This is a genomic window from Tenggerimyces flavus (assembly GCF_016907715.1).
Taxonomy (GTDB): domain Bacteria; phylum Actinomycetota; class Actinomycetes; order Propionibacteriales; family Actinopolymorphaceae; genus Tenggerimyces; species Tenggerimyces flavus.
Map to the genome: position 1 here is coordinate 4,594,810 of NZ_JAFBCM010000001.1, position 18,069 is coordinate 4,612,878.

Annotated in this window: 21 protein-coding genes and 1 pseudogene; 11 read left to right on the top strand and 11 right to left on the bottom strand. The window is 69.5% G+C overall.

Translation table 11 applies throughout. The annotated features are described in order from the left end of the window. Positions 1-495 carry a phosphoribosyltransferase gene (locus JOD67_RS21395; protein ID WP_205119404.1) on the bottom strand — a complete coding sequence of 165 codons (495 nt, stop codon included), beginning with the start codon at positions 493-495 and terminating at the stop codon, positions 1-3. Between the two features lie 56 nt (positions 496-551). Next, the gene (locus JOD67_RS21400) at positions 552-1,412 is read right to left on the bottom strand and encodes an SDR family oxidoreductase (RefSeq protein ID WP_205119406.1); all 861 of its coding nucleotides are present in this window, start codon (positions 1,410-1,412) and stop codon (positions 552-554) included. A gap of 105 nt (positions 1,413-1,517) precedes the next feature. Between JOD67_RS21400 and JOD67_RS21405 the strand changes: the two genes are divergently transcribed. After that, positions 1,518-1,922 (top strand): winged helix-turn-helix transcriptional regulator, encoded by a 405-nt coding sequence (locus tag JOD67_RS21405; protein ID WP_205119408.1) that lies wholly within the window; start codon positions 1,518-1,520, stop codon positions 1,920-1,922. Positions 1,923-2,150: 228 nt separating this feature from the next. On the opposite strand, the gene JOD67_RS21410 is transcribed toward JOD67_RS21405, so the two are convergent. Genes JOD67_RS21410 through JOD67_RS21425 form a run of 4 tightly spaced genes read right to left on the bottom strand, consistent with a single transcriptional unit; the run spans position 2,151 to position 3,971 of the window. Further along, positions 2,151-2,615 carry a type II toxin-antitoxin system VapC family toxin gene (locus JOD67_RS21410; RefSeq protein ID WP_205119410.1) on the bottom strand — a complete coding sequence of 155 codons (465 nt, stop codon included), beginning with the start codon at positions 2,613-2,615 and terminating at the stop codon, positions 2,151-2,153. Beyond that, positions 2,605-2,874, bottom strand: coding sequence for a type II toxin-antitoxin system Phd/YefM family antitoxin (locus JOD67_RS21415; RefSeq protein WP_205119412.1), 270 nt, complete (start codon positions 2,872-2,874; stop codon positions 2,605-2,607). Before JOD67_RS21415 ends, JOD67_RS21410 begins: the two co-directional genes overlap by 11 nt. A 58-nt stretch (positions 2,875-2,932) precedes the next feature. Then, on the bottom strand, positions 2,933-3,283 hold the full coding sequence (locus JOD67_RS21420) for a hypothetical protein (protein ID WP_205119414.1): 351 nt from the start codon (positions 3,281-3,283) through the stop codon (positions 2,933-2,935). Positions 3,284-3,317: 34 nt separating this feature from the next. Continuing rightward, on the bottom strand, positions 3,318-3,971 hold the full coding sequence (locus JOD67_RS21425) for an MBL fold metallo-hydrolase (RefSeq protein WP_307782491.1): 654 nt from the start codon (positions 3,969-3,971) through the stop codon (positions 3,318-3,320). Between the two features lie 61 nt (positions 3,972-4,032). Between JOD67_RS21425 and argS the strand changes: the two genes are divergently transcribed. Genes argS through JOD67_RS21445 form a run of 4 tightly spaced genes read left to right on the top strand, consistent with a single transcriptional unit; the run spans position 4,033 to position 8,200 of the window. Then, a complete protein-coding gene (argS, locus tag JOD67_RS21430) occupies positions 4,033-5,760 on the top strand; it encodes an arginine--tRNA ligase (RefSeq protein WP_205119417.1) in 1,728 nt (575 codons plus the stop codon). 27 nt (positions 5,761-5,787) lie between these two features. Beyond that, positions 5,788-6,393: a DUF5998 family protein gene (locus JOD67_RS21435; protein WP_205119419.1), complete on the top strand. Its 606-nt coding sequence runs from the start codon at positions 5,788-5,790 to the stop codon at positions 6,391-6,393. After that, positions 6,390-7,505, top strand: coding sequence for an alkaline phosphatase family protein (locus JOD67_RS21440; protein WP_205119421.1), 1,116 nt, complete (start codon positions 6,390-6,392; stop codon positions 7,503-7,505). Before JOD67_RS21435 ends, JOD67_RS21440 begins: the two co-directional genes overlap by 4 nt. Positions 7,506-7,558: 53 nt before the next feature. Then, complete coding sequence (locus JOD67_RS21445) at positions 7,559-8,200, top strand: thymidine kinase (protein WP_205119423.1); 642 nt, start codon at positions 7,559-7,561, stop codon at positions 8,198-8,200. 129 nt (positions 8,201-8,329) lie between these two features. Here the strand turns inward: JOD67_RS21445 and JOD67_RS21450 are convergent, their stop codons facing one another. Then, positions 8,330-9,094 (bottom strand): GNAT family N-acetyltransferase, encoded by a 765-nt coding sequence (locus JOD67_RS21450; RefSeq protein WP_205119424.1) that lies wholly within the window; start codon positions 9,092-9,094, stop codon positions 8,330-8,332. Positions 9,095-9,113: 19 nt separating this feature from the next. Between JOD67_RS21450 and JOD67_RS21455 the strand changes: the two genes are divergently transcribed. From JOD67_RS21455 to JOD67_RS21470, 4 genes are read left to right on the top strand one after another with little or no spacing between them, the layout of a single operon-like run. Continuing rightward, positions 9,114-10,427 carry a M20/M25/M40 family metallo-hydrolase gene (locus tag JOD67_RS21455; protein ID WP_205119426.1) on the top strand — a complete coding sequence of 438 codons (1,314 nt, stop codon included), beginning with the start codon at positions 9,114-9,116 and terminating at the stop codon, positions 10,425-10,427. After that, positions 10,427-11,722 (top strand): M20/M25/M40 family metallo-hydrolase, encoded by a 1,296-nt coding sequence (locus JOD67_RS21460; RefSeq protein WP_205119427.1) that lies wholly within the window; start codon positions 10,427-10,429, stop codon positions 11,720-11,722. The genes JOD67_RS21455 and JOD67_RS21460 overlap by 1 nt, the downstream gene beginning before the upstream one ends. Further along, positions 11,722-12,456 (top strand): GNAT family N-acetyltransferase, encoded by a 735-nt coding sequence (locus JOD67_RS21465; RefSeq protein WP_205119429.1) that lies wholly within the window; start codon positions 11,722-11,724, stop codon positions 12,454-12,456. The genes JOD67_RS21460 and JOD67_RS21465 overlap by 1 nt, the downstream gene beginning before the upstream one ends. Then, positions 12,453-12,653 carry a GNAT family N-acetyltransferase gene (locus tag JOD67_RS21470; RefSeq protein ID WP_205119431.1) on the top strand — a complete coding sequence of 67 codons (201 nt, stop codon included), beginning with the start codon at positions 12,453-12,455 and terminating at the stop codon, positions 12,651-12,653. The genes JOD67_RS21465 and JOD67_RS21470 overlap by 4 nt, the downstream gene beginning before the upstream one ends. Here the strand turns inward: JOD67_RS21470 and JOD67_RS21475 are convergent. Together JOD67_RS21475 and JOD67_RS21480 are read right to left on the bottom strand one after the other, a co-directional pair. Then, positions 12,621-13,559 carry a S66 peptidase family protein gene (locus JOD67_RS21475; RefSeq protein ID WP_239553957.1) on the bottom strand — a complete coding sequence of 313 codons (939 nt, stop codon included), beginning with the start codon at positions 13,557-13,559 and terminating at the stop codon, positions 12,621-12,623. The genes JOD67_RS21470 and JOD67_RS21475 overlap by 33 nt on opposite strands. A gap of 31 nt (positions 13,560-13,590) precedes the next feature. Beyond that, complete coding sequence (locus JOD67_RS21480; protein WP_205119433.1) at positions 13,591-14,316, bottom strand: TetR/AcrR family transcriptional regulator; 726 nt, start codon at positions 14,314-14,316, stop codon at positions 13,591-13,593. Between the two features lie 77 nt (positions 14,317-14,393). Between JOD67_RS21480 and JOD67_RS21485 the strand changes: the two genes are divergently transcribed. After that, entirely contained in the window at positions 14,394-14,813 is a 420-nt protein-coding gene (locus JOD67_RS21485) for a hypothetical protein (protein WP_205119435.1), read from the top strand. A gap of 22 nt (positions 14,814-14,835) precedes the next feature. Beyond that, positions 14,836-15,297, top strand: a complete 462-nt coding sequence (locus JOD67_RS21490) for a pyridoxamine 5'-phosphate oxidase family protein (RefSeq protein WP_205119437.1) — start codon at positions 14,836-14,838, stop codon at positions 15,295-15,297. 73 nt (positions 15,298-15,370) lie between these two features. On the opposite strand, the pseudogene JOD67_RS21495 reads toward JOD67_RS21490, so the two are convergent. Together JOD67_RS21495 and JOD67_RS21500 are read right to left on the bottom strand one after the other, a co-directional pair. Continuing rightward, positions 15,371-16,627: pseudogene (locus JOD67_RS21495) on the bottom strand (ISL3 family transposase); the annotation flags it as partial. A gap of 87 nt (positions 16,628-16,714) precedes the next feature. Next, positions 16,715-17,922 (bottom strand): IS3 family transposase gene (locus JOD67_RS21500; protein WP_372442340.1). Its coding sequence is split into 2 segments (ribosomal slippage): positions 16,715-17,667 and positions 17,667-17,922, totalling 1,209 coding nucleotides; the frame shifts between segments, so codons are not numbered across the junction. Positions 17,923-18,069 lie beyond the last annotated feature (147 nt).

Sequence of the window (18,069 nt, forward strand, 5' to 3'; positions counted from 1 at the left end):
TCAGGCGTCGAGGACCTGGCCGTCGCGCGTTACGACCGGCGGCGTGGAGGACCAGGGGAAGTTGATCCACTTGTCCGTGCGCTTCCAGACGTACTCGGCCTTGACCTCGCTGATCGTCTTCTCGTAGATCACCGCGCAGCGCGCGTCCGCGACGTGGTCGGCGCAGAAGTCCCTGACCAGCTTGAGGGTCGCGCCGGTGTCGGCGACGTCGTCGGTGATGAGGACGCGGGCGCCGGAAAGGTCGACGACGTTCGGGACGGGCGGCAGCATGACGGGGAGGGGGAGGCGTTCTTCCACGCCGGTGTAGAACTCGACGTTCACGACGTGCAGGTTCTTCACGTCCAGCGCGTAGCCGAGGGCGCCGGCGGGGAAGAGCCCGCCTCTGGCGATCGCGAGCACGATATCGGGCTCGTACCCGCTCGCCGCGATCTGCTCCGCGAGCTCCCTCGTCGCCTTGCCGAACAGCTGCCAGTCGAGCTCTTCGCGTTCTGCCATCTCCCCCTGCGCCTTTCCCACGACGGGCGATCCCCGGGGACCATCGTGCCGGATGGTCAACCGCGGGTGGCGAGCACCTCCTTGACGTACGCGGCGAGCGGCGTGGTGGGGCGGCCGATCAGCGCGCGCAGGTCGCCGGAGGTGTCGCCCAGCAGGTGGTCGGCGACGGCCTGGTCGGCGGTGAGCAGGTAGCCGACGACGGCCTCGGGAACGCCGGCGTCGGCGAGCACCTTGGCGTGGTCTTCTCTGCTGTGGTCCTCGTAGCGGGTCTGCCGGCCGGCTTCGCGGCCGATCGCCTCGGCGAGGTCTTCGTACGTCCAGGCGGCGTCGCCGGACAGCTCGTAGGTCTTGCCGTGGTGTCCTTCGGTGGTGAGCACCTCCGCCGCGGCTGCGGCGTAGTCGGCGCGTGCGGCACTCGCGACTTTGCCTCTATGGGCGCTGCCATGCAGTACGCCGGTGGCGGTGACGTTGGCGACGACCTGGGCGTAGTTCTCGTGGTACCAGCCGTTGCGGAGGAACGTGAACGGCAGCCCGCTCGCGCGGATCAGCTCCTCGGTCGCCTTGTGGTCGGGGGCGACGAACAGCTTGGACGTGTCGGCCCGTGGGGCGCTGGTGTAGGCGAGGTGCCTGACGTTCGCCTTGGCAGCGGCGTCGACGACTGCTTGGTGCTGCGGGACGCGCTTGCCCGGCTCGCTGGCTGAGATCAGCAGGACTTTGTCGGCGCTTTCGAGCGCTTGGGCGAGCGTTTCGGGCTGGTCGTAGTCGGCCTTTCGTACGTCGACGCCGAGGTCGGCGAGGTCCTTGGCGTTCTCCGGGGTGCGGACCGCGCCGCGGATCTGGCTTGCGGGGACTTTGGCGAGGAGGTCCTGGACGACGAGGCGGCCGAGCCCGCCGGTGGCTCCGGTGACGACGATCATGGGCAGTCCTTGGGTTGGCTGGGGTTCGCTTACCGCGAGCATTGCACTAACTATTCGAAAGTGCCAACCGTTGGGTTAGTGCTGCGGGTTGGTACAGTGGTGGCTATGCCGTACGACGACGCCGCCTTGCACGAACAGGTCCTCGCCGACGTGTTCGCCCGCGGCTGCCCGTCGCGGGACGTACTGGAACACATCACCGGCCGCTGGGGAATCCTGGCGCTCGCCGCCCTCGCGTCGGGCCCGGCGCGCTTCAATGCGTTGCGGCGGCGGGTCGACGGGGTGAGCGAGAAGATGCTGGCCCAGACCTTGCAGGCGTTGGAACGCGACGGCTTCGTCCGCCGCGACGAGCAGTCGACGATCCCGCCGCGCGTGGAGTACAGCCTCACCCCACGCGGCGAGCGAACGACGAAGCTCCTGCTGGCGCTGATCGGCCAGGTCGAGGACGACCTCCCGGAAGCGACCGAGTCCCAACGCCGCTACGACGAAGCCAAATCCGCCCGCATCGGCTAGCGCCCGTGAGGAAGTGGCTGGAGCGACGCCGTGGCGTCTCGGCATGGCTGGCGAGCAGGCTGCCCGCATGCTGCTGGATGGCTCTGCGTCGCTCCTGGCTGACTCCGTAGTCACGGCAAATGATCATGTTTACATGATCATTTGCCGCTCTACGTGGGATACACCCCGCGTAAGGCACCCACTCGCCAGGTAAAGCGGCATCGGTGCCCATCCGCCAGCACCCCCGACTTACGTACGCAACAGGTCATGGCGCGAGACCCGCACCGGGACGACGGTGAGGAGGTCGTCCAGGCCGGCGAAGTCGGCCGGGTTCGTGGTGTAGAGCGGGAACCCGTGGGCGATCGCTGTCGCGGCGATCATCAGGTCGACCATGCGGCCTCGGGGTTTGCGTCCCGCCGCGACGACTGCGGCGGCGACGCGGCCGAACTGGCGGGCTGCTTCGGCGTCGAACGGTATCGGCTCGAACTCGCTCTCGGTGCGTTGGAGGATGTCCAGCCGTCTCGCCCGCTCCGCATGCGGGTCGTAGGTGACGGTCTTGGAACGTTCGCGGACCTGGTGAGGCCCTGCGGAGAGCTCGGCGAGCGTGAGCGCGCTGATTGCCAGGTAGAGCGGGAGCTCCGCCGGGTCGATGGAGCGGCGCAGGATCACGACGTTGGTGTCGATGAGCCCTTCGTGGTGAACCTCAGCGGTCATAGGGATCGCGAGGCGACTGGTCGACCGCGGCCTCCTGGTCGGCGCGGAACACCTCGAGATCGACGGCCGCGGCGGTCCGGGAGAGTGCCGCGAACTCGTCGCGCCCGACGAAGCGCCGGCGCTTGCGCAGCGGGATCAGCTCGCCGATCCGGTGGCCGTCGCGCGTCACTGTGAACGACGCCCCGTTCTCGACGGCGTCCATGATCTCCTTCGACCGCATGCGAAGGTCCCGTTGGGTGATCTCAGGCTGCGCTGACATGGGGGCCAGTCTACGGCACCTGTAGCACGCCGTGCTACTGCGTGCTACCAGGCGTGGTTCAGCTGAGACCGAGGTTCGGGGCGACCGTGGCGAGGATGAGGCCGAGGACGGCGAGTGCGACGAGGATGCCCGCCACGAGGAGGGCTCCACCGCCTACGGCGCGGATCCACAGTGGGGCGGCGTGGCGGCGGCGCCAGCTGAGGAGGGCGAGGATGCCGGGGACGATCGCGCCGCAGAGCAGCATCACGGTCGTGAACGTCGGGATGACGCTCCCGCCCGGCGCCATGACTTGGAACCACACGCTCGGCCCGACGACGAGCAACAAAGCTGCCGCCACCGCCTGGACCCCGGCCGTCGTCGCCTGCTGACTGTCCGCCGCGGTCTGTCCCGTTTCGTCGAAGAACCCCATCAGCTCGACCTCCCCGTCGACTAGGGGAGCGAGGCTACCAACCGCGAGCCCGCCACGCAGGCAGCGAAGGCCGCTCGGCGCCGAGCGTCGTGTCGTTGCCGTGCCCCGGGTACACCCAGGTCGAGTCCGGCAGCCGATCGAACAGCTTCCGCGAGACGTCACCGATCAGGCTCTCGAAGTTGGCCTTGTTCCCCCGCGTGTTCCCCACCCCGCCCGGGAAGAGGCTGTCGCCGGTGAAGACGTGCGCGATGCCATCGGGATCCTCGTACAGGTACGCGATCGAGCCGGGCGTGTGCCCGACCAGGTGGATCGCCTCCAACGTGCAGTCGCCGACTGGCACCGAAGCGCCGTCGACCAGTGGCTCGTCGGTCGGCACCGGGATCCCCGCCACGTCGTCAGCGCCAGCGGTCGTACGGGCCGAGGTCGCCGCGACCACCTCCGCGAGAGCCTGCCAGTGGTCGCCGTGCTGGTGCGTGGTCGCGACGCGCGCGAGCCCAGAGGGCCCCACCAACGCCAGCAGAGTCGCGGCATCGTTCGCCGCGTCGATCAACACCTGCTCGCCGGTCGACGTGCAGCGCAACAGGTAAGCGTTGTTGTCCATCGGCCCGACCGACACCTTCGTCACGGTCAGTCGAGAGAGCTCTCGGGTCTGCGGTCCGCTGTCCTTGACTTCTCCGGTGTACGCCACGGTTCCGCACAGTAGTAGGCCCGACAGGGAATCGAGTTGGCGACCACGGGAGAATAGAGAGGTGACGGACCTTCCCCAGCTCATCGCCGACCGTTTGGCCGCCGCGTTCGCGGACGTGGCCGGCGAGCCCGCGGACCCCGCCGTACGGCGCTCCGACCGCGCCGACTACCAGGCGGACGGCGCGCTGCCGTTGGCGAAGAAGCTCCGTCGCAACCCCCGCGAGGTCGCGACCGAGGTGCTCGAGAAGGCCGACCTCGGCGACCTCGTCGCGAACGTCGAGATCGCCGGCCCCGGCTTCCTCAACCTCACGCTGAACGACACCACCCTCAGCGGCCTCGTCGCCGACGTGGCGAACGACGACAGGCTCGGCGTCCCGAACGCGAAAGAGCCGCAGCGCATCGTCGTCGACTACTCCTCGCCGAACGTCGCCAAGGAGATGCACGTCGGCCACCTGCGCTCGACGATCATCGGCGACGCGCTCGTACGCATCCTCGAGCACCTCGGCCACGAGGTGATCCGCCGCAACCACATCGGCGACTGGGGCACCCAGTTCGGCCTGGTGATCGAGCACCTCATCGACGAGGGCGCCACCCCCACCGACCTGCACGTGAGCGACCTCGGCGGCCTCTACACAGCCGCGAACGCGAAGTTCAAGGAAGACGAGGACTTCAAGGATCGCGCCCGCCAACGGGTCGTGAAGCTCCAGGCGGGTGACGAGGAAACCCTTGCCCTGTGGAGGGTTCTCGTCGCTGAGTCCGAGCGCTACTTCGCCGCGGTGTACGAGACGCTCGGCGTCACGCTCACCCCCGAGGACAACGTCGGCGAGTCCGCGTACAACGACCAGCTGGCCAGCGTCGTCGAGGAGCTCACCGAGCTCGGCCTCGCGGTCGAGAGCGACGGCGCGCTCTGCGTGTTCCCGGACGGCTTCAAGGGCCGCGACGGCAACCCGTTCCCGCTGATCCTGCGCAAGAGCGACGGCGGCTACAACTACGACACCACCGACCTCGCCGCGATCCGCATGCGCATCCGCGACCTCAAGGCGCAGCGCCTCGTCTACACCACCGACCTCGGCCAGCAGCTCCACTTCCACATGGTCTTCCAGGCGGCGAAGCAGGCCGGCTGGCTGGACGGCGAGACGACGACCGCGGAGTTCGACGGGTTCGGCGTCGTACTCGGGCCGGATCGCAAGCGGCTGCGGACCCGGGAGGGCAACAACCCCAAGCTCGTCGACCTGCTCGAGGAGGCGATCCGCCGGGCGGCCGCCGTCGTGGAGGAGAAGTCCCCCCACCTCGAAGCGGGGGAGCAGCAGGCGGTCGCCAAGGCGGTCGGCATCGGCGCGCTCAAGTACGCCGACCTGTCGAACGACCGGGTCAAGGACTACGTGTTCGAGTGGAACCGGATGCTCGCGATGGAGGGCAACACCGGTGTGTACATGCAGTACGCGCACGCCCGTACGCGCTCGATCCTGCGGCGCGGCGAGGTCGACCCGGCCAGCCTGCGCGGCGTCGAGGTGCGCATCGCCGAGCCCGAGGAGCACGCGCTCGCGCTGCGGCTGCTGGAGTTCGAGGCCGCGTTGCTGCGCGCCGCCGACGGCGTGGAGATCCACCGGGTCTGCGGCTATCTGTTCGACCTGGCGTCGGCGTTCACGGCGTTCTACGACAAGTGCCCGGTGCTCAAGGCACCGGACGAGCAGACCAAGCTGAGCCGGCTCGTGCTCTGCGAGGTCACCGGACGTACCCTTGCGGCCGGACTCGGTGTGCTCGGCATCAGCGCGCCGGACCGCATGTAGCGGAGGTCCGGCTGGAAGGATGAGTTCATGGCAGAAACCGGCAGTGCGACCCAGGAGCTGCGCGCGGCGATCGATCGCAGCGGCTACTACCCCGACGTCGTCGCGGACGCCCTGGAGACGTGCTTGGCCGGAGAGCGCGTGGTGTCGTACTTCGTGCACCACGCGCCGACGTTCGACCGGGACGAGGTACGCCGGCACATCACCGTGCTCGTGCTGACCGCGACGCGGCTGATCGTGGGGCACACCGACGAGCACCCCGGCGACGAGACGCTGTCGGCGCCGTACGCGACCGCGTCGACCGAGGCGGTGCCGATCGACCGGATCAGCTCGGTGGTCGTCAACCGTACGGTCGCCAACCCGGCTGGGTACGAGCCCGGCGGCCCGGTGCACGAGGCGGTGCTGACGGTCGGCTGGGGCGCGGTCGGGCGGATCGACCTGGAGCCGGCGACGTGCGCCGACCCCAACTGCGAGGCCGATCACGGCTACGCCGGCACGTTCACCTCCGACGACTTCTCCCTGCGGGTGGCGTCGGCGGCCGAGGGCGGTGACGCGGTGGCGAAGCTGCTCGGGTTCGCGCTCGAGCTGTCGCTGGCGACGCGTACCGGTCCCGCGGTCCGCATCACGCACCGGTGACGGATTTCGTCCTCCCTCGGTACGGCGACGGCGCGCTCAGCGACCTGTTGCCGTCCGCGTTGACGGCGCTGTCCGGATCGCCGAACGTGCTCGGGCTGCCCTTTGCCCGGCGGTATGTCGTGATGCTCATCGACGGGCTGGGCTGGAACCTGCTGCTCGAGCATCCGTCCGACGCGCCCTATCTGCACTCGCTGGCGCTTCGCTCGGGCTCGATGACCGCTGGCGTGCCGTCGACGACCGCGACCAGCCTCGTCTCCCTCGGGACGGGGCTGGCGCCGGGCACGCACGGGGTGGTCGGGTACACGTCGCTGGTGCCGGGGGAGCAGCGGCTGCTGAACGCGTTGCACTGGGACGGAACTGTCGCGCCGCTGGAGTGGCAGCCGCATCCGACGCTGTTCGAGCAGGCCGTCTCGTCGGGCGTGACGGTGACCTCGGTGGGGCGGAAGGCGTTCCGCGGGTCGGGGCTGACGATCGCCGGGCTGCGCGGCGGTGCGTACGTGTCGGCCGACTCGTTCGGGCAGCGGCTCGCGGCGGCGGCTGACGCGGCGAGCCGTTCGACGCCGGCCTTGGTGTACGTGTACGACGGGGACCTCGACTGGACCGGGCACCGCGACGGCTGCCGGTCGGAGGCGTGGCGGCACCAGCTCGCGGTGGTCGACGCGCTGGCCTCGCGGCTGCGCGCGACCCTGCCGTCGGACGCGGTACTGGTGGTGACCGGCGACCACGGGATGGTCGACGTCCCGGCGGCGTCGCGCGTGGACGTGGACGCGGTGCCCTCGTTGCGCTCGGGCGTGGTGCTGGTCGGCGGCGACCCGCGGCTGCGCTATCTCTACACGTTGCCGGACGCTGCCCCGGACGTGGCGGCCCGGTGGCGTGCGGAGCTGGGCTCGCGCGCGGAGGTGTTGCTGCGCGACGAAGCCGTGGCAGCCGGCTGGTTCGGCGCTGTCGAGCCCCGCGTGCTCCCGCGCCTGGGCGACGTGATCGTGGCGACGACGGGGGAGTTCGCCATCCAGGTCCTGTCGGCGTTCCCGATGGAGGAGCAGCTGATCGGCTGGCACGGCTCCCTGACCCCCGACGAGATGCTGATCCCGCTGCTCATCGACGCCGGCTGAGCTGCCCTGCCCCGAGGTCGGGCGTCGAACGGCATGGGGGAGGATGTCCCCTCGTGGCTGAGCTCGTGTTCTTCACCGGGACGATGGACTGCGGGAAGTCCACCCTCGCTTTGCAGACCGACTACAACGCTCGGCAGGGTGGTCGGGTGGGGCGGATCTTCACGTCGCACGATCGGGCGGGGAACGCCGTTCTGTCCAGTCGGCTGGGGCTCACGGTCGAGGCGACCGAGGTACGGCCGGGGCTCGATCTGCTGCAGATGCTCGTTCGCGAGATGACCGCCGGCGCGCGGTTGGACTACCTCATCTGCGACGAGGCGCAGTTCTACACCGCGGCGCAGATCGAGCAGCTCGCGCGGGTCGTGGACGACCTGGGTGTCGACGTGTACGCGTTCGGGATCCTGTCCGACTTCCGTACCAAGCTCTTCGAGGGCAGCGCGCGGCTGATCGAGCTGGCCGACCGGGTGGAGACGCTGCAGGTCCAGGCGCTGTGCTGGTGCGGCAAGCGCGCCACCCACAACGCGCGGACGATCGACGGCGTGATGGTCACCGAGGGGGAGCAGCTGGTCGTCGGCGACACGCACACGCTGGCGGTCGGGTACGAGGTGCTCTGCCGCCGCCATCACCGCCGCCGGGTGACCGCCAAGACGGCCGGCGCGGGATCGCCCGACACCCTGCCGTTCGGCCAGTCCGCCTGACGCTCAGATCGCACGAAGATCAACTGTGGGGTTCTGGTAGCGACACGCCAGCGTGTCGCTACCAGAACCCCACAGTTTGAGGGCACCTGGGCTGATGGCCGGTGGGGACCGTTCGTCGATCGGTGCGGCTCAGTCGACCGGCGGGATCTCGGCGTTGATCACGTAGAGCACGTCGGTCCACGCGCCGATGAAGCCGAGCTTGCGTGCCACGCCGAGGCTGCCCGCGTTGTCCGGCGAGGTGGTCCAGGTCGGCGTACGTCCGCGCTCCACGATCCCGCGGCACACGCCCGCCGCTGACGCCGCGCCCAGGCCGAGGCCTCGTGCCGCCGGCTCGGTGACGATGCCGATGTCCTCCTCGTCGTCGCCCAGGAAGAACGTGCACGACACCGAGACCAGCCGGTCGTCGACGAACCCGCCCCAAGCGGTGCCACTTCCGGACAACCCAGCCGGCCCGCCCCACGACTTGGAGATCCACGACACGTTCTCGCTGAGCCCCGCCACCAGCGCCGCGTCGTCGGGCCTGAGCGGTCGTACGGCGCCACGATGCGGCACCACCTCTTGCGGCGCCCCGGGCAGATGCTGGATCACCCGGTCCCACACCTTCAGGTCGGGGAACGTCGCCCGCAGCGCGACCTCGTGCGCCGGCGAAGCGGCCAGAACCCCTTGTACGTAAGAAGAAATCGACTCCGGGAGCGACCCGTCGGACCTTCCGAGCAGCGCCAGGTTGCCCACGACATCCACGAGCACCAGCTCCGGATCCGGCCAGCGGTCGACCCGTACGACACCGACGCCGGTCGCCAGTACGTGCTGCCCGAGCAGCCGCCGAGGCCCCAGCGGCTCCCGCGCGAACCAAGGCCGCAGCGACGCCAGCTCCGCACCCGAGATCGTGATCATCCGTCGTACGGTAGCCCTCGTGACGACCACCTCACCGCTCCGTCCAGAAGACACCGTCGTCGAGCTCACGGCGGACCTGGTCCGCTTCGACACGACGAACTTCGGCAAGGGCGAGTCCCGCGGCGAACGCGAGTGCGCCGAGTACGTGGCCGCCAAGCTCGCGTCTGTCGGCCTCGAGCCGACCGTGCTCGAGTCGGCGCCGCGGCGGGCGAACGTCGTCGTCCGCATCCCCGGCGCCGATCCCGGTCTCGACGCGCTGCTCGTGCACGGTCACCTCGACGTCGTTCCGGCCGAGGCGAAGGACTGGACGCACGACCCGTTCTCCGGCGCGATCGAGGACGGCTGCCTGTGGGGCCGCGGTGCGCTCGACATGAAGGCGATGTGCGCCTCGATGCTCGCGAGCGCGTTGTCGTGGGCACAGCGTGGCGTGCGGCCGAAGCGGGACGTGGTGTTCGCGTTCGTGGCGGACGAGGAGGACAACGGCGAGTACGGGGCGGAGTTCCTCGCGACCAAGCACGCCGACCTGCTCGAGGGCTGCGTCGCGGGCATCAGCGAGTCCGGCGGGATGACCAACCACGTGAACGGGATCCGCCTCTACCCGGTCGGGGCTGCCGAGCGCGGCACGATGCATCTCAAGCTGACAGCGCATGGTCGGGCGGGGCACGGGTCGCGGCCGAACGACGAGAACCCGGTCACCCGGCTCGTCACCACGATGAGCCGGATCGCCTCGTACAAGTGGCCGATTCGCCTCACGCCGACCGTTCGCGCGTACCTCGAGCGGACGTCGGCGGCGCTCGGCATCGCGATCTCGCTCGACGATGTCGACGGCGCTGTGGAACTGCTCGGCGCCGCCGGTCAGTTGGTGATCCCGACGGTGCGGAACAGCTCGACGCCGACGATGCTCGAGGCCGGGTACAAGGTGAACGTGATCCCGTCGGTGGCGTACGGGCAGGTCGACGTCCGCGTACTGCCGGGATCCGAGGACGAGGTGCTCGCGACGATCGACTCTCTGCTGGAGCCGGGCGTGGTGCGCGAGTTCGTGTCGCGGTCGACGGCTGTCAGCGCGCCGATCGACACGCCGTGGTTCGAGGCGATGGCGTCCGCGCTGCGCGCCGAGGACCCGGAGGCGGTGGTGGTCCCGTTCTGCATGGGCGGCGGAACGGACGCGAAGGCGTTCGCGCCGTTGGGCATCGCGGGGTACGGCTTCGCTCCGCTGTACTTCCCCGAGGGCTTCCCGTCGCGCCAGTTGGCGCACGGCGTGGACGAACGGGTGCCGCTCGAGGGCCTCACGTTCGGCGCCCGCGTTCTCGACCGCTTCCTGCTGAGCGTCTGATGGCTCCGGAAGACACCGTCGTCGAGCTGACCGCAGACCTGCTTCGGTTCGACACGACGAACTTCGGCAAGGGTGACTCGCGCGGCGAGCGCGAGTGCGCGGAGTACATCGCGGCGCGTCTCACGTCGGTCGGGCTCGAGCCGCGGCTGATCGAGTCCGCTCCTCGCCGGGCGAACGTGGTCGTCCGCGTTCCGGGCGCGGATCCCTCTCTGGACGCGTTGCTCGTGCACGGTCACATCGATGTGGTGCCTGCTGAAGCGAAGGACTGGACGTGCGACCCGTTCTCCGGCGCGATCGAGGACGGCTTCGTCTGGGGCCGCGGCGCGCTGGACATGAAGGCGATGTGCGCCTCGATGCTCGCGAGCGCTCTGTCGTGGGCGGAGAGTGGGGTGCGGCCGAAGCGGGATGTGGTGTTCGCGTTCGTCGCCGACGAGGAGGACAACGGCGAGTACGGAGCGTGTTTCCTCGTGGCCAAGCACGCCGAGCTCTTCGACAGCTGCGTCGTCGGCGTCAGCGAGTGGGGCGGCAACACGTTCCACGTCGGCGGGAAGCGCCTGTACCCGATCGCCACGGCGGAGCGCGGCACTATGCATCTCAAGCTGACGGCGCACGGCCGGGCGGGGCACGGGTCGCGGCCGAACGACGAGAACCCGGTCACCCGGCTCGTCACCACGATGAGCCGGATCGCCTCGTACAAGTGGCCGATTCACCTCACGCCGACGGTCCGCGCGTACCTCGAACAGGCCTCCGCGACGCTCGGGCTTCCGGTCGATCTCGACGACGTCGACGGGATGGTCGAACGGCTCGGGGTGGCAGGCGAGGCTGTGGCGTCGACGATCCGGAACAGCACGACTCCGACGATGCTCGAGGCCGGCTACAAGGTGAACGTGATCCCGTCGGTGGCGTACGGGCAGGTCGACATGCGGGTGCTGCCGGGGACCGAGGAGGAGGCGCTGGCGACGGTCGACTCTTTGTTGGAGCCGGGCGTGGTGCGGGAGTTCGTGTCGCGGTCGACGGCGGTGAGCGCGCCGATCGACTCGCCTTGGTTCGAGGCGATGGCGTCCGCGCTGCGTGTGGAGGACCCGGAGGCGGTCGTGGTGCCGTATTGCATGGGCGGCGGGACGGACGCGAAGGCCTTCGCCCAGCTGGGGATCGCGGGGTACGGGTTCTCGCCGATGTGGGTGCCGGAGGACTTCCCGCTGGACGGGCTCGTGCACGGGGTCGACGAACGGGTACCGGTCGAGGGGCTGACCTTCGGGGCTCGCGTCCTCGACCGCTTCCTGCTGTCGGTCTGATGATCCCGCTGTCCGCCGCGCGGCTGGCGGAGCTGCGGCCGTGGATCGACGCGGAGCCGTTGAGCTCGCGGCGGCAGGTCGCGCAGCACGTCGCCTATACCGGAGTAGGTATGGCATTCGCCGACCGATGTCCCGAGCCGCGGGTGCTCTTGTTTCAGCTGGACACGAACTACGCACTGCTCGGCGATCCGGACGCGGTGACTGTGACTGCCCCTGACCTGGCGGCGCTGCGCGGTCCGATCGCTGCGGCATCGTCGTTCGAACCCGTCCTGCGCGCGGCGTTCCCTTCGCTCCAGGTGCGGCCTCGGTTGATGCAGCGGCTCAGCCGCGAGCCTGCCGAGGTGACGCCACGGGCGGGGGAGGTGCGCCGGCTCGAGTCGGCCGCCGACCTGGCGGGCTTCGGCTCGCCGTGGGTGGCCGCGTCGTGGGGTGGGCCGGAAGGTCTGGCGCGGAGCGGCCGTGCATGGGGCGGCTACCTCGACGGCACGCTGGTCTCGGTGGCGTGCGCGTTCCTGCAGGCCGAAGCGGAGGAGGAACTCGGCGTCGCGACCGAGCCGGCGGCCCAGGGCCTCGGCCTCAGCACAGCCTGCGCGGCGAACGTCTGCCGCGACATCCTCGGCCGCGGCCGGATCGCGACCTGGACCACCGCCGCCGACAACGTCCCCAGCCTTCGCGTCGCCACCAAGCTCGGCTTCGGCGACCCGCTCGCCGACCTCCTCTTCGCGACGGCATGAAGCTCCGTCCTGCCACGCCAGCGGACGCGCCCGAGGTCGTCCGCGTCTACGTCGACCCGACTCTCGGCGAGCTCGACACGATCTCGGTCGATCCGACCCAGTGGCGCGGCGGCGTCGGGCGATGGTGGGACCCGTGTCGAGGCAGGCAGGTCTCGTTCCGGAGGTCAGTCCAGGGCGTCGCCGACCAGAGTCAGTGAGGCCTCGCCGGTCGCGGGGTTCGACACCAGCGACACCTCGGCGCCCAACGGGACCGTGAGTTGGGCGGGGCAGTGGCCGAAGCCGAGCTCCCAGATGACCGGGATGCCGAGGTCGCTGAGCCGGTCCTCCAGCACCGCTCGTACGGCCGTGGGCTCGCCGCATTCGTGCCAGGAGCCCAGGACGACGCCAGACAGGCGGGAGAACCAGCCCGTTCGACGTAGGTGGGTCACGAAGTGGTCGATGCGGTACGGCTCCTCGGTCACGTCCTCCAGCAGCCCGATCGCGCCGACCGGGGGAGGCGGGATGTCGGGCACGCCCTGCGCGGAGCACAGCAGGCTGAGGTTGCCGCCGACCGTCACGCCCTGCGCCGTGCCCGCCACCAAGGGCTCGGCCAACGGACCCGCGAGCACCGTCCCGGACACGGGCGAGAACAGCAGCGACCGGTGGTGCTCCTGGGCCGTCGGGTCGGAGACGAACGAGCCGGTCCCCATCATCGGGCCGAACATCGTCGGCCACCCGAGCCGCGCCCGCACCATCTCGTGCAGCGCCGTCACGTCGCTCGACCCCACCAGGAGTTTCGGCCCCGCCGAAGCCATCGCGGACCAGTCGAGCAGGTCGAGCAGCCGCAGGCACCCGTACCCACCGCGCGCGCAGAAGACCGCGGACACCGACGGGTCGCACCACGCCGCCTGCAGATCGGCCGCCCGGTCCGCGTCGGTTCCCGCCAGGTAGGTGAACGTCGGGTGCCGGTCGCGTACGTGCGCCCCCACCGCCACGTCGAGCCCCCACGCGGCCAACGTCTCCAGGCCGGCGTCCAACATCTCCGGCACCACCGCGCCCGCCGGCGCCACCACCGCTACCCGTGACCCGGCGGCGAGCCGCGCCGGACGCTTGTCGTCTCCCATGGCTGGACATTCTGTCGGGTCGCGCGACCCGTCAAGCGCTGGCCTGCGCTCCGTACGCGGCGAGGAACGTGGCGACGGCGTCGTCGGCGATCCGGTCGAGCTCGCCCTCCCGTTCGGCCTCGGAAGCGCCGGACACCGGATCGAGCCCGAGCATGGCCCGATCCAGCGCCGCGCCGAGGAGCAGGAACGAGTAGTGCTCCGCCGCACGTGCGGGATCCGCGATCCGGAGCAAGCCGCGGGACGCGAGAGACGTGAACGCATCGGCGATCGCCGTCATCACCCGGCCCGGCACGCCGAGGTAGCAGTCGCGGGCCAGGTCGGGGAAGCGGTTCGCCTCGCTGATCAGCAGCCGGCGCAGCTGCAGGATCTGCGGCCGCAGCACGGCGCGGATGTGCCCGCGGGCCGCCTCCCGCAACACCGCCGGGAGATCCGCTGCACCCGCGATCGTGGTCGTCAGGCTCTGCGCGAGCGCCTCGGCGGACGCCGCGACCCCGCCGATGATCTCGGTGAACAGCCGATCCTTGTCGGCGAAGTTGTTGTAGACCGTCCGCTTCGACACCGCTGCCAGCGCCGCGATGTCGTCCAGGCTGGTGCCGCGGTAGCCCTTCTCCAGGAACAGGGAAGTGGCGGCCTCCACGATCGCGGCCCGCGTCCGGATCCGGCGCGGGTCGTTCGCCGAGTCGCGGCGCGTACGACTCTCACCTCGCTGCGGCGGCGGGCCGACCCGTACCAACAACACCTCGTCATCGGATGCCATGCACGCAACGGTACTACACAGGGCAGTTTCCATCGGGTACTGTCCAGGGCAGTACTTCAGTCAGCCCAAGGAGAGCCATGAGTGAGCCCAGCGCAGACCTCGCGAGACTCGACCGCCTGGTCGGCACCTGGCGTGCGGCCGGAGGCACGGGCGGCACGGTGACGTACGAATGGATGGACGGCAGGTTCTTCCTGCTCCAGCGCGTCGCCCTCGAACAGAACGGCCAGACGATCACCGGTCTGGAGGTGATCGGCCACGAGCACAAGTACGGCGAGGAGCCGAGCGCCGACATCAAGTCCCGCTTCTACGGCAGCGAGGGCGGGACGCTCGACTACGTCTACGAGCTGATCGACGACAAGCTGACGATCTGGATGGGCGAGCGCGGCTCCCCGGCGTACTACGCGGGCACGTTCACCGACGACGACACGATCACCGGTGCCTGGGTCTATCCCGGTGGCGGCGGCTATGACGCCATCATGACCAGGGTCAAGGACTGATCCTGGTCGAGCTGGAGGCCTGATGACTGACGACGACTGGCGCGCGAAGGCTCCCGAGGTGGTCGCCGCGAACAAGTACCTGGTGCTGTCGACCGTCGACGCCTCCGGGGCGCCGTGGGCGTCGCCGGTGTACTTCGCGAACGACGGGCTCGATCGGTTCTGGTGGGTGTCGCGGCCGACGAGCGATCACTCGCGCAACCTCGCCGGGCGGTCCGACGTCGCGTTCGTCATCTACGACTCGACCGTCGAGATCGGCAAGGGCGTCGCGGTGTACGCGCGGGGGACCGCCGAGCAGGTCGACGACGCCGACGTCGAGACAGAGATCGCGTACTACTCCACGCGCACGGTCGAGCACGGCATCGGCGCGTGGACGGCCGCCGACGTACGCGACCCGAAGGAGCTCCGCCTCTACCGCGCGACCGTCACCGGCCGGTGGATCAAGCCCGCGGACGACGGACCCGACCGCCGGATCGAGCTGGCTTAGCCTCGACCTTTCGTCTGGCGGTGGGTTCGCCGGTCCGGCCCCGCCCTGGGGCAAATGATCAGGTTTACAGGCTCTACGCAGCCAAGCGTGGTGTGCGGTGTCTGATGTGGGTGGCTGCGGGTTTGGGTGGCCAGTCTATGTCGGCGCAGGCGAGGAGGATGCGGGCGCGGTAGTTGGTGAAGCTGCGGAAGCCGAAGCCGATGCGTTTGATCTTCTTGATGATGGTGTTGGTGCCTTCGGTGGGGCCGTTGCTGGCGTAGGGGTGGTCGGCTCGGGCGAGGATGGGGTCGCGCCACTCGGTGAGGGTGTTCGCCAGGGTCGCTAGTTCGGGGATGTCGTCGTGGTGGGCGTAGTAGCGGGCGTCGGCGATGAGCCGGTCAAGGCGTGCGGTGACCCTTGTTTTGTTGGGGAAACGCTGCCTCGCCGTGGTGTCGACGCGTTGGTAGAGGTGGCGGAGGCGGTGGGCGATCTCCCAGGTGGCGCCGACCTGGCCGGTGGGGTCGTGGTCGAGTAGGACGGTGCGCAGTCGGGTGGCGCGGTGTCCGTCGGGGGTGAAGGCCTCGGGTTTGCTGCGCAGCAGCCGCAGTGTGTCGTGCAGGGGGTCGCCCTTGCGGCCGCGGCGGCCGAGTTGGTCGAACTGGACCCGGCGGCGGACCAGTTCGGTCGTGTCGGTGCCGAGTTTGACCAGGTGGAAGGCGTCGAGCACCACGCTGGCCTGCGGCAGCCCGGTCCGTAGCCCGGACCGGTAGGAGCGCAGCGGATCACACACCGCGGCCTGGATACCGGCCCGCCAGGCCGGGTCCCGGTGGGCGAACCAGTCGGACACGATCCGGCCGGTGCGGCCCGGCAGCACATCGAGCAGCTTCCCGCGGCCGACGTCGACGATGGTGGTGCAGAACCGCATCCACTGCACCGGCCCACGGGCCCCGAACACGTGCTCATCGACGCCGACCGCGGTCACCGCACGCGCCTCCGGTGGCCGGCGCAGCGCCTTCGCGGCGGCCACGACGGCGGTGTTGACCGTGCCCCACGACACACCGAACTCCGCGGCCACCGTCGCCACCGCGGACTGGTCCTGACCGACCCGGCGCACCGCCTCGGCCACCGCCCGCTCGGTCATACACCGCCGCGGCCGAATCAGCTCACTCGTCTCAGACCACGTCACCGCCGTCGCCGTGGTCGTCGTCGTCGTCGTGGCCGTGGCCGTCGCCGTGGTCGTTCTTCCTTGCAGGCAACGAGGTTCGCGGCATCGCCACAACCGCTTATGCCACACCAGCAGCACCGGCTTACCCGCAATCGGCAGATCCCGCACCACCACCGGCCGCCGACCATGCGGCGACGCGACCGCCCCACACCCCCGACACGCCTCCCGACATGGGCTGCCCCGCGCTTTCCGGACCGCTTCGTTTGCGGGCGTTTATGCTGCGAGCTGCTGATTCAGGTACTCGTTGCGGACTTGCTGGGGAGTCCGGTAGCCGATTCCTGAGTGGATTCTTCGGCGATTGTAGAACAGTTCGATGTAGGTCGCAATGTCGTCACGGGCTTTCTTGCGTGTTGGATAGGCGGTGCGATAGACACGCTCGACCTTCAGCGTGGAATTGAACGATTCGGCAAGTGCGTTATCGTAACAAGTCCCGGTCCGTCCCATCGAGGCGCGCATCGCGAAATCCTCGATCCTGGCCGCGAACTCACCAGAGGTGTATTGCGTTCCGCGGTCAGAGTGGAAAATGCAATCTTCCGCGAGATCGTGATTTCGCGCCGCCATGCCGAGCGCGTCGGCGACAAGTTGAGCGCGCATGTGGTCGGCCATAGCATAACCAACGACTTCTTTGTTGAAACAATCGATCACAGTCGCCAGATAGAGCCACCCTTCCCAGGTATGAATGTAGGTAATATCGCCCACGAGCTTCGTTCCCGGTGCCGCGGCGGTGAAGTCGCGGCGGACCAAGTCCGGGACGGCCGGGTCGACATCGCCGGGGATCGTGGTAACCCTGTACGGACGCGGCTGGCAGGGCATCAAGCCCAGCTCACGCATCAGGGCGCGGACCAGCTCCTCACCGACCTGCTCGCCGGCGCCGACCAGCTCGACGTGGATACGCCGGTATCCGTACGTGCCGTCGGACTCGTCGAACAACGCCCGAATCTTGACCTTCAGATCCTCGCGCCGTCGGACGGTCGCACTCATCGGCCGACACCGCCATTCATAGAACCCCGATGTCGACACGCCAAGCCAGCCGCACATCTTCCGAACACTAGGGACATTTCGTGGAGCATCAGCCGAATCGTGGTCGGCGACCATGGCAGCACACTCATCGACGACCTCGTACCTGCTGGTCACCGTTGCTCCTTCGCGAAGTATGCCGCCGCTCGTTTTAGGAAGTTGTTCTCCATCTCCAGCTCGCGAACTTTCCGCTCGAGTTCCCGTAGTCGCGCCCGCTCAGACAACTCCAACGGCGACTCCTCGCCGACGTGCGTTTCGCGGTAGGCCTTCACCCAATTGCCCAAAGTGGTCTCACCGACCCCGATTTCACGCGCGACATCGGCAATTCGGCGGCCGCTCTCGACCACCAGCCGAGCCGCCTCCTCGCGAAACTCCGGCGTGAACGTGCCCTTCCTTCTCGCCACCACCAATTCTCCTTTCCAGACGGGACCGTATGCGGTCCGCAGTCCGGAAAGTGGGAGGCACGCCAACACGCCTGCGACCCGGCCGTGGTCTGAATCAGCAGGTTCCACTCCCCGAGCAGTTCCACCGCCCGAGTCACCTCGAACCCC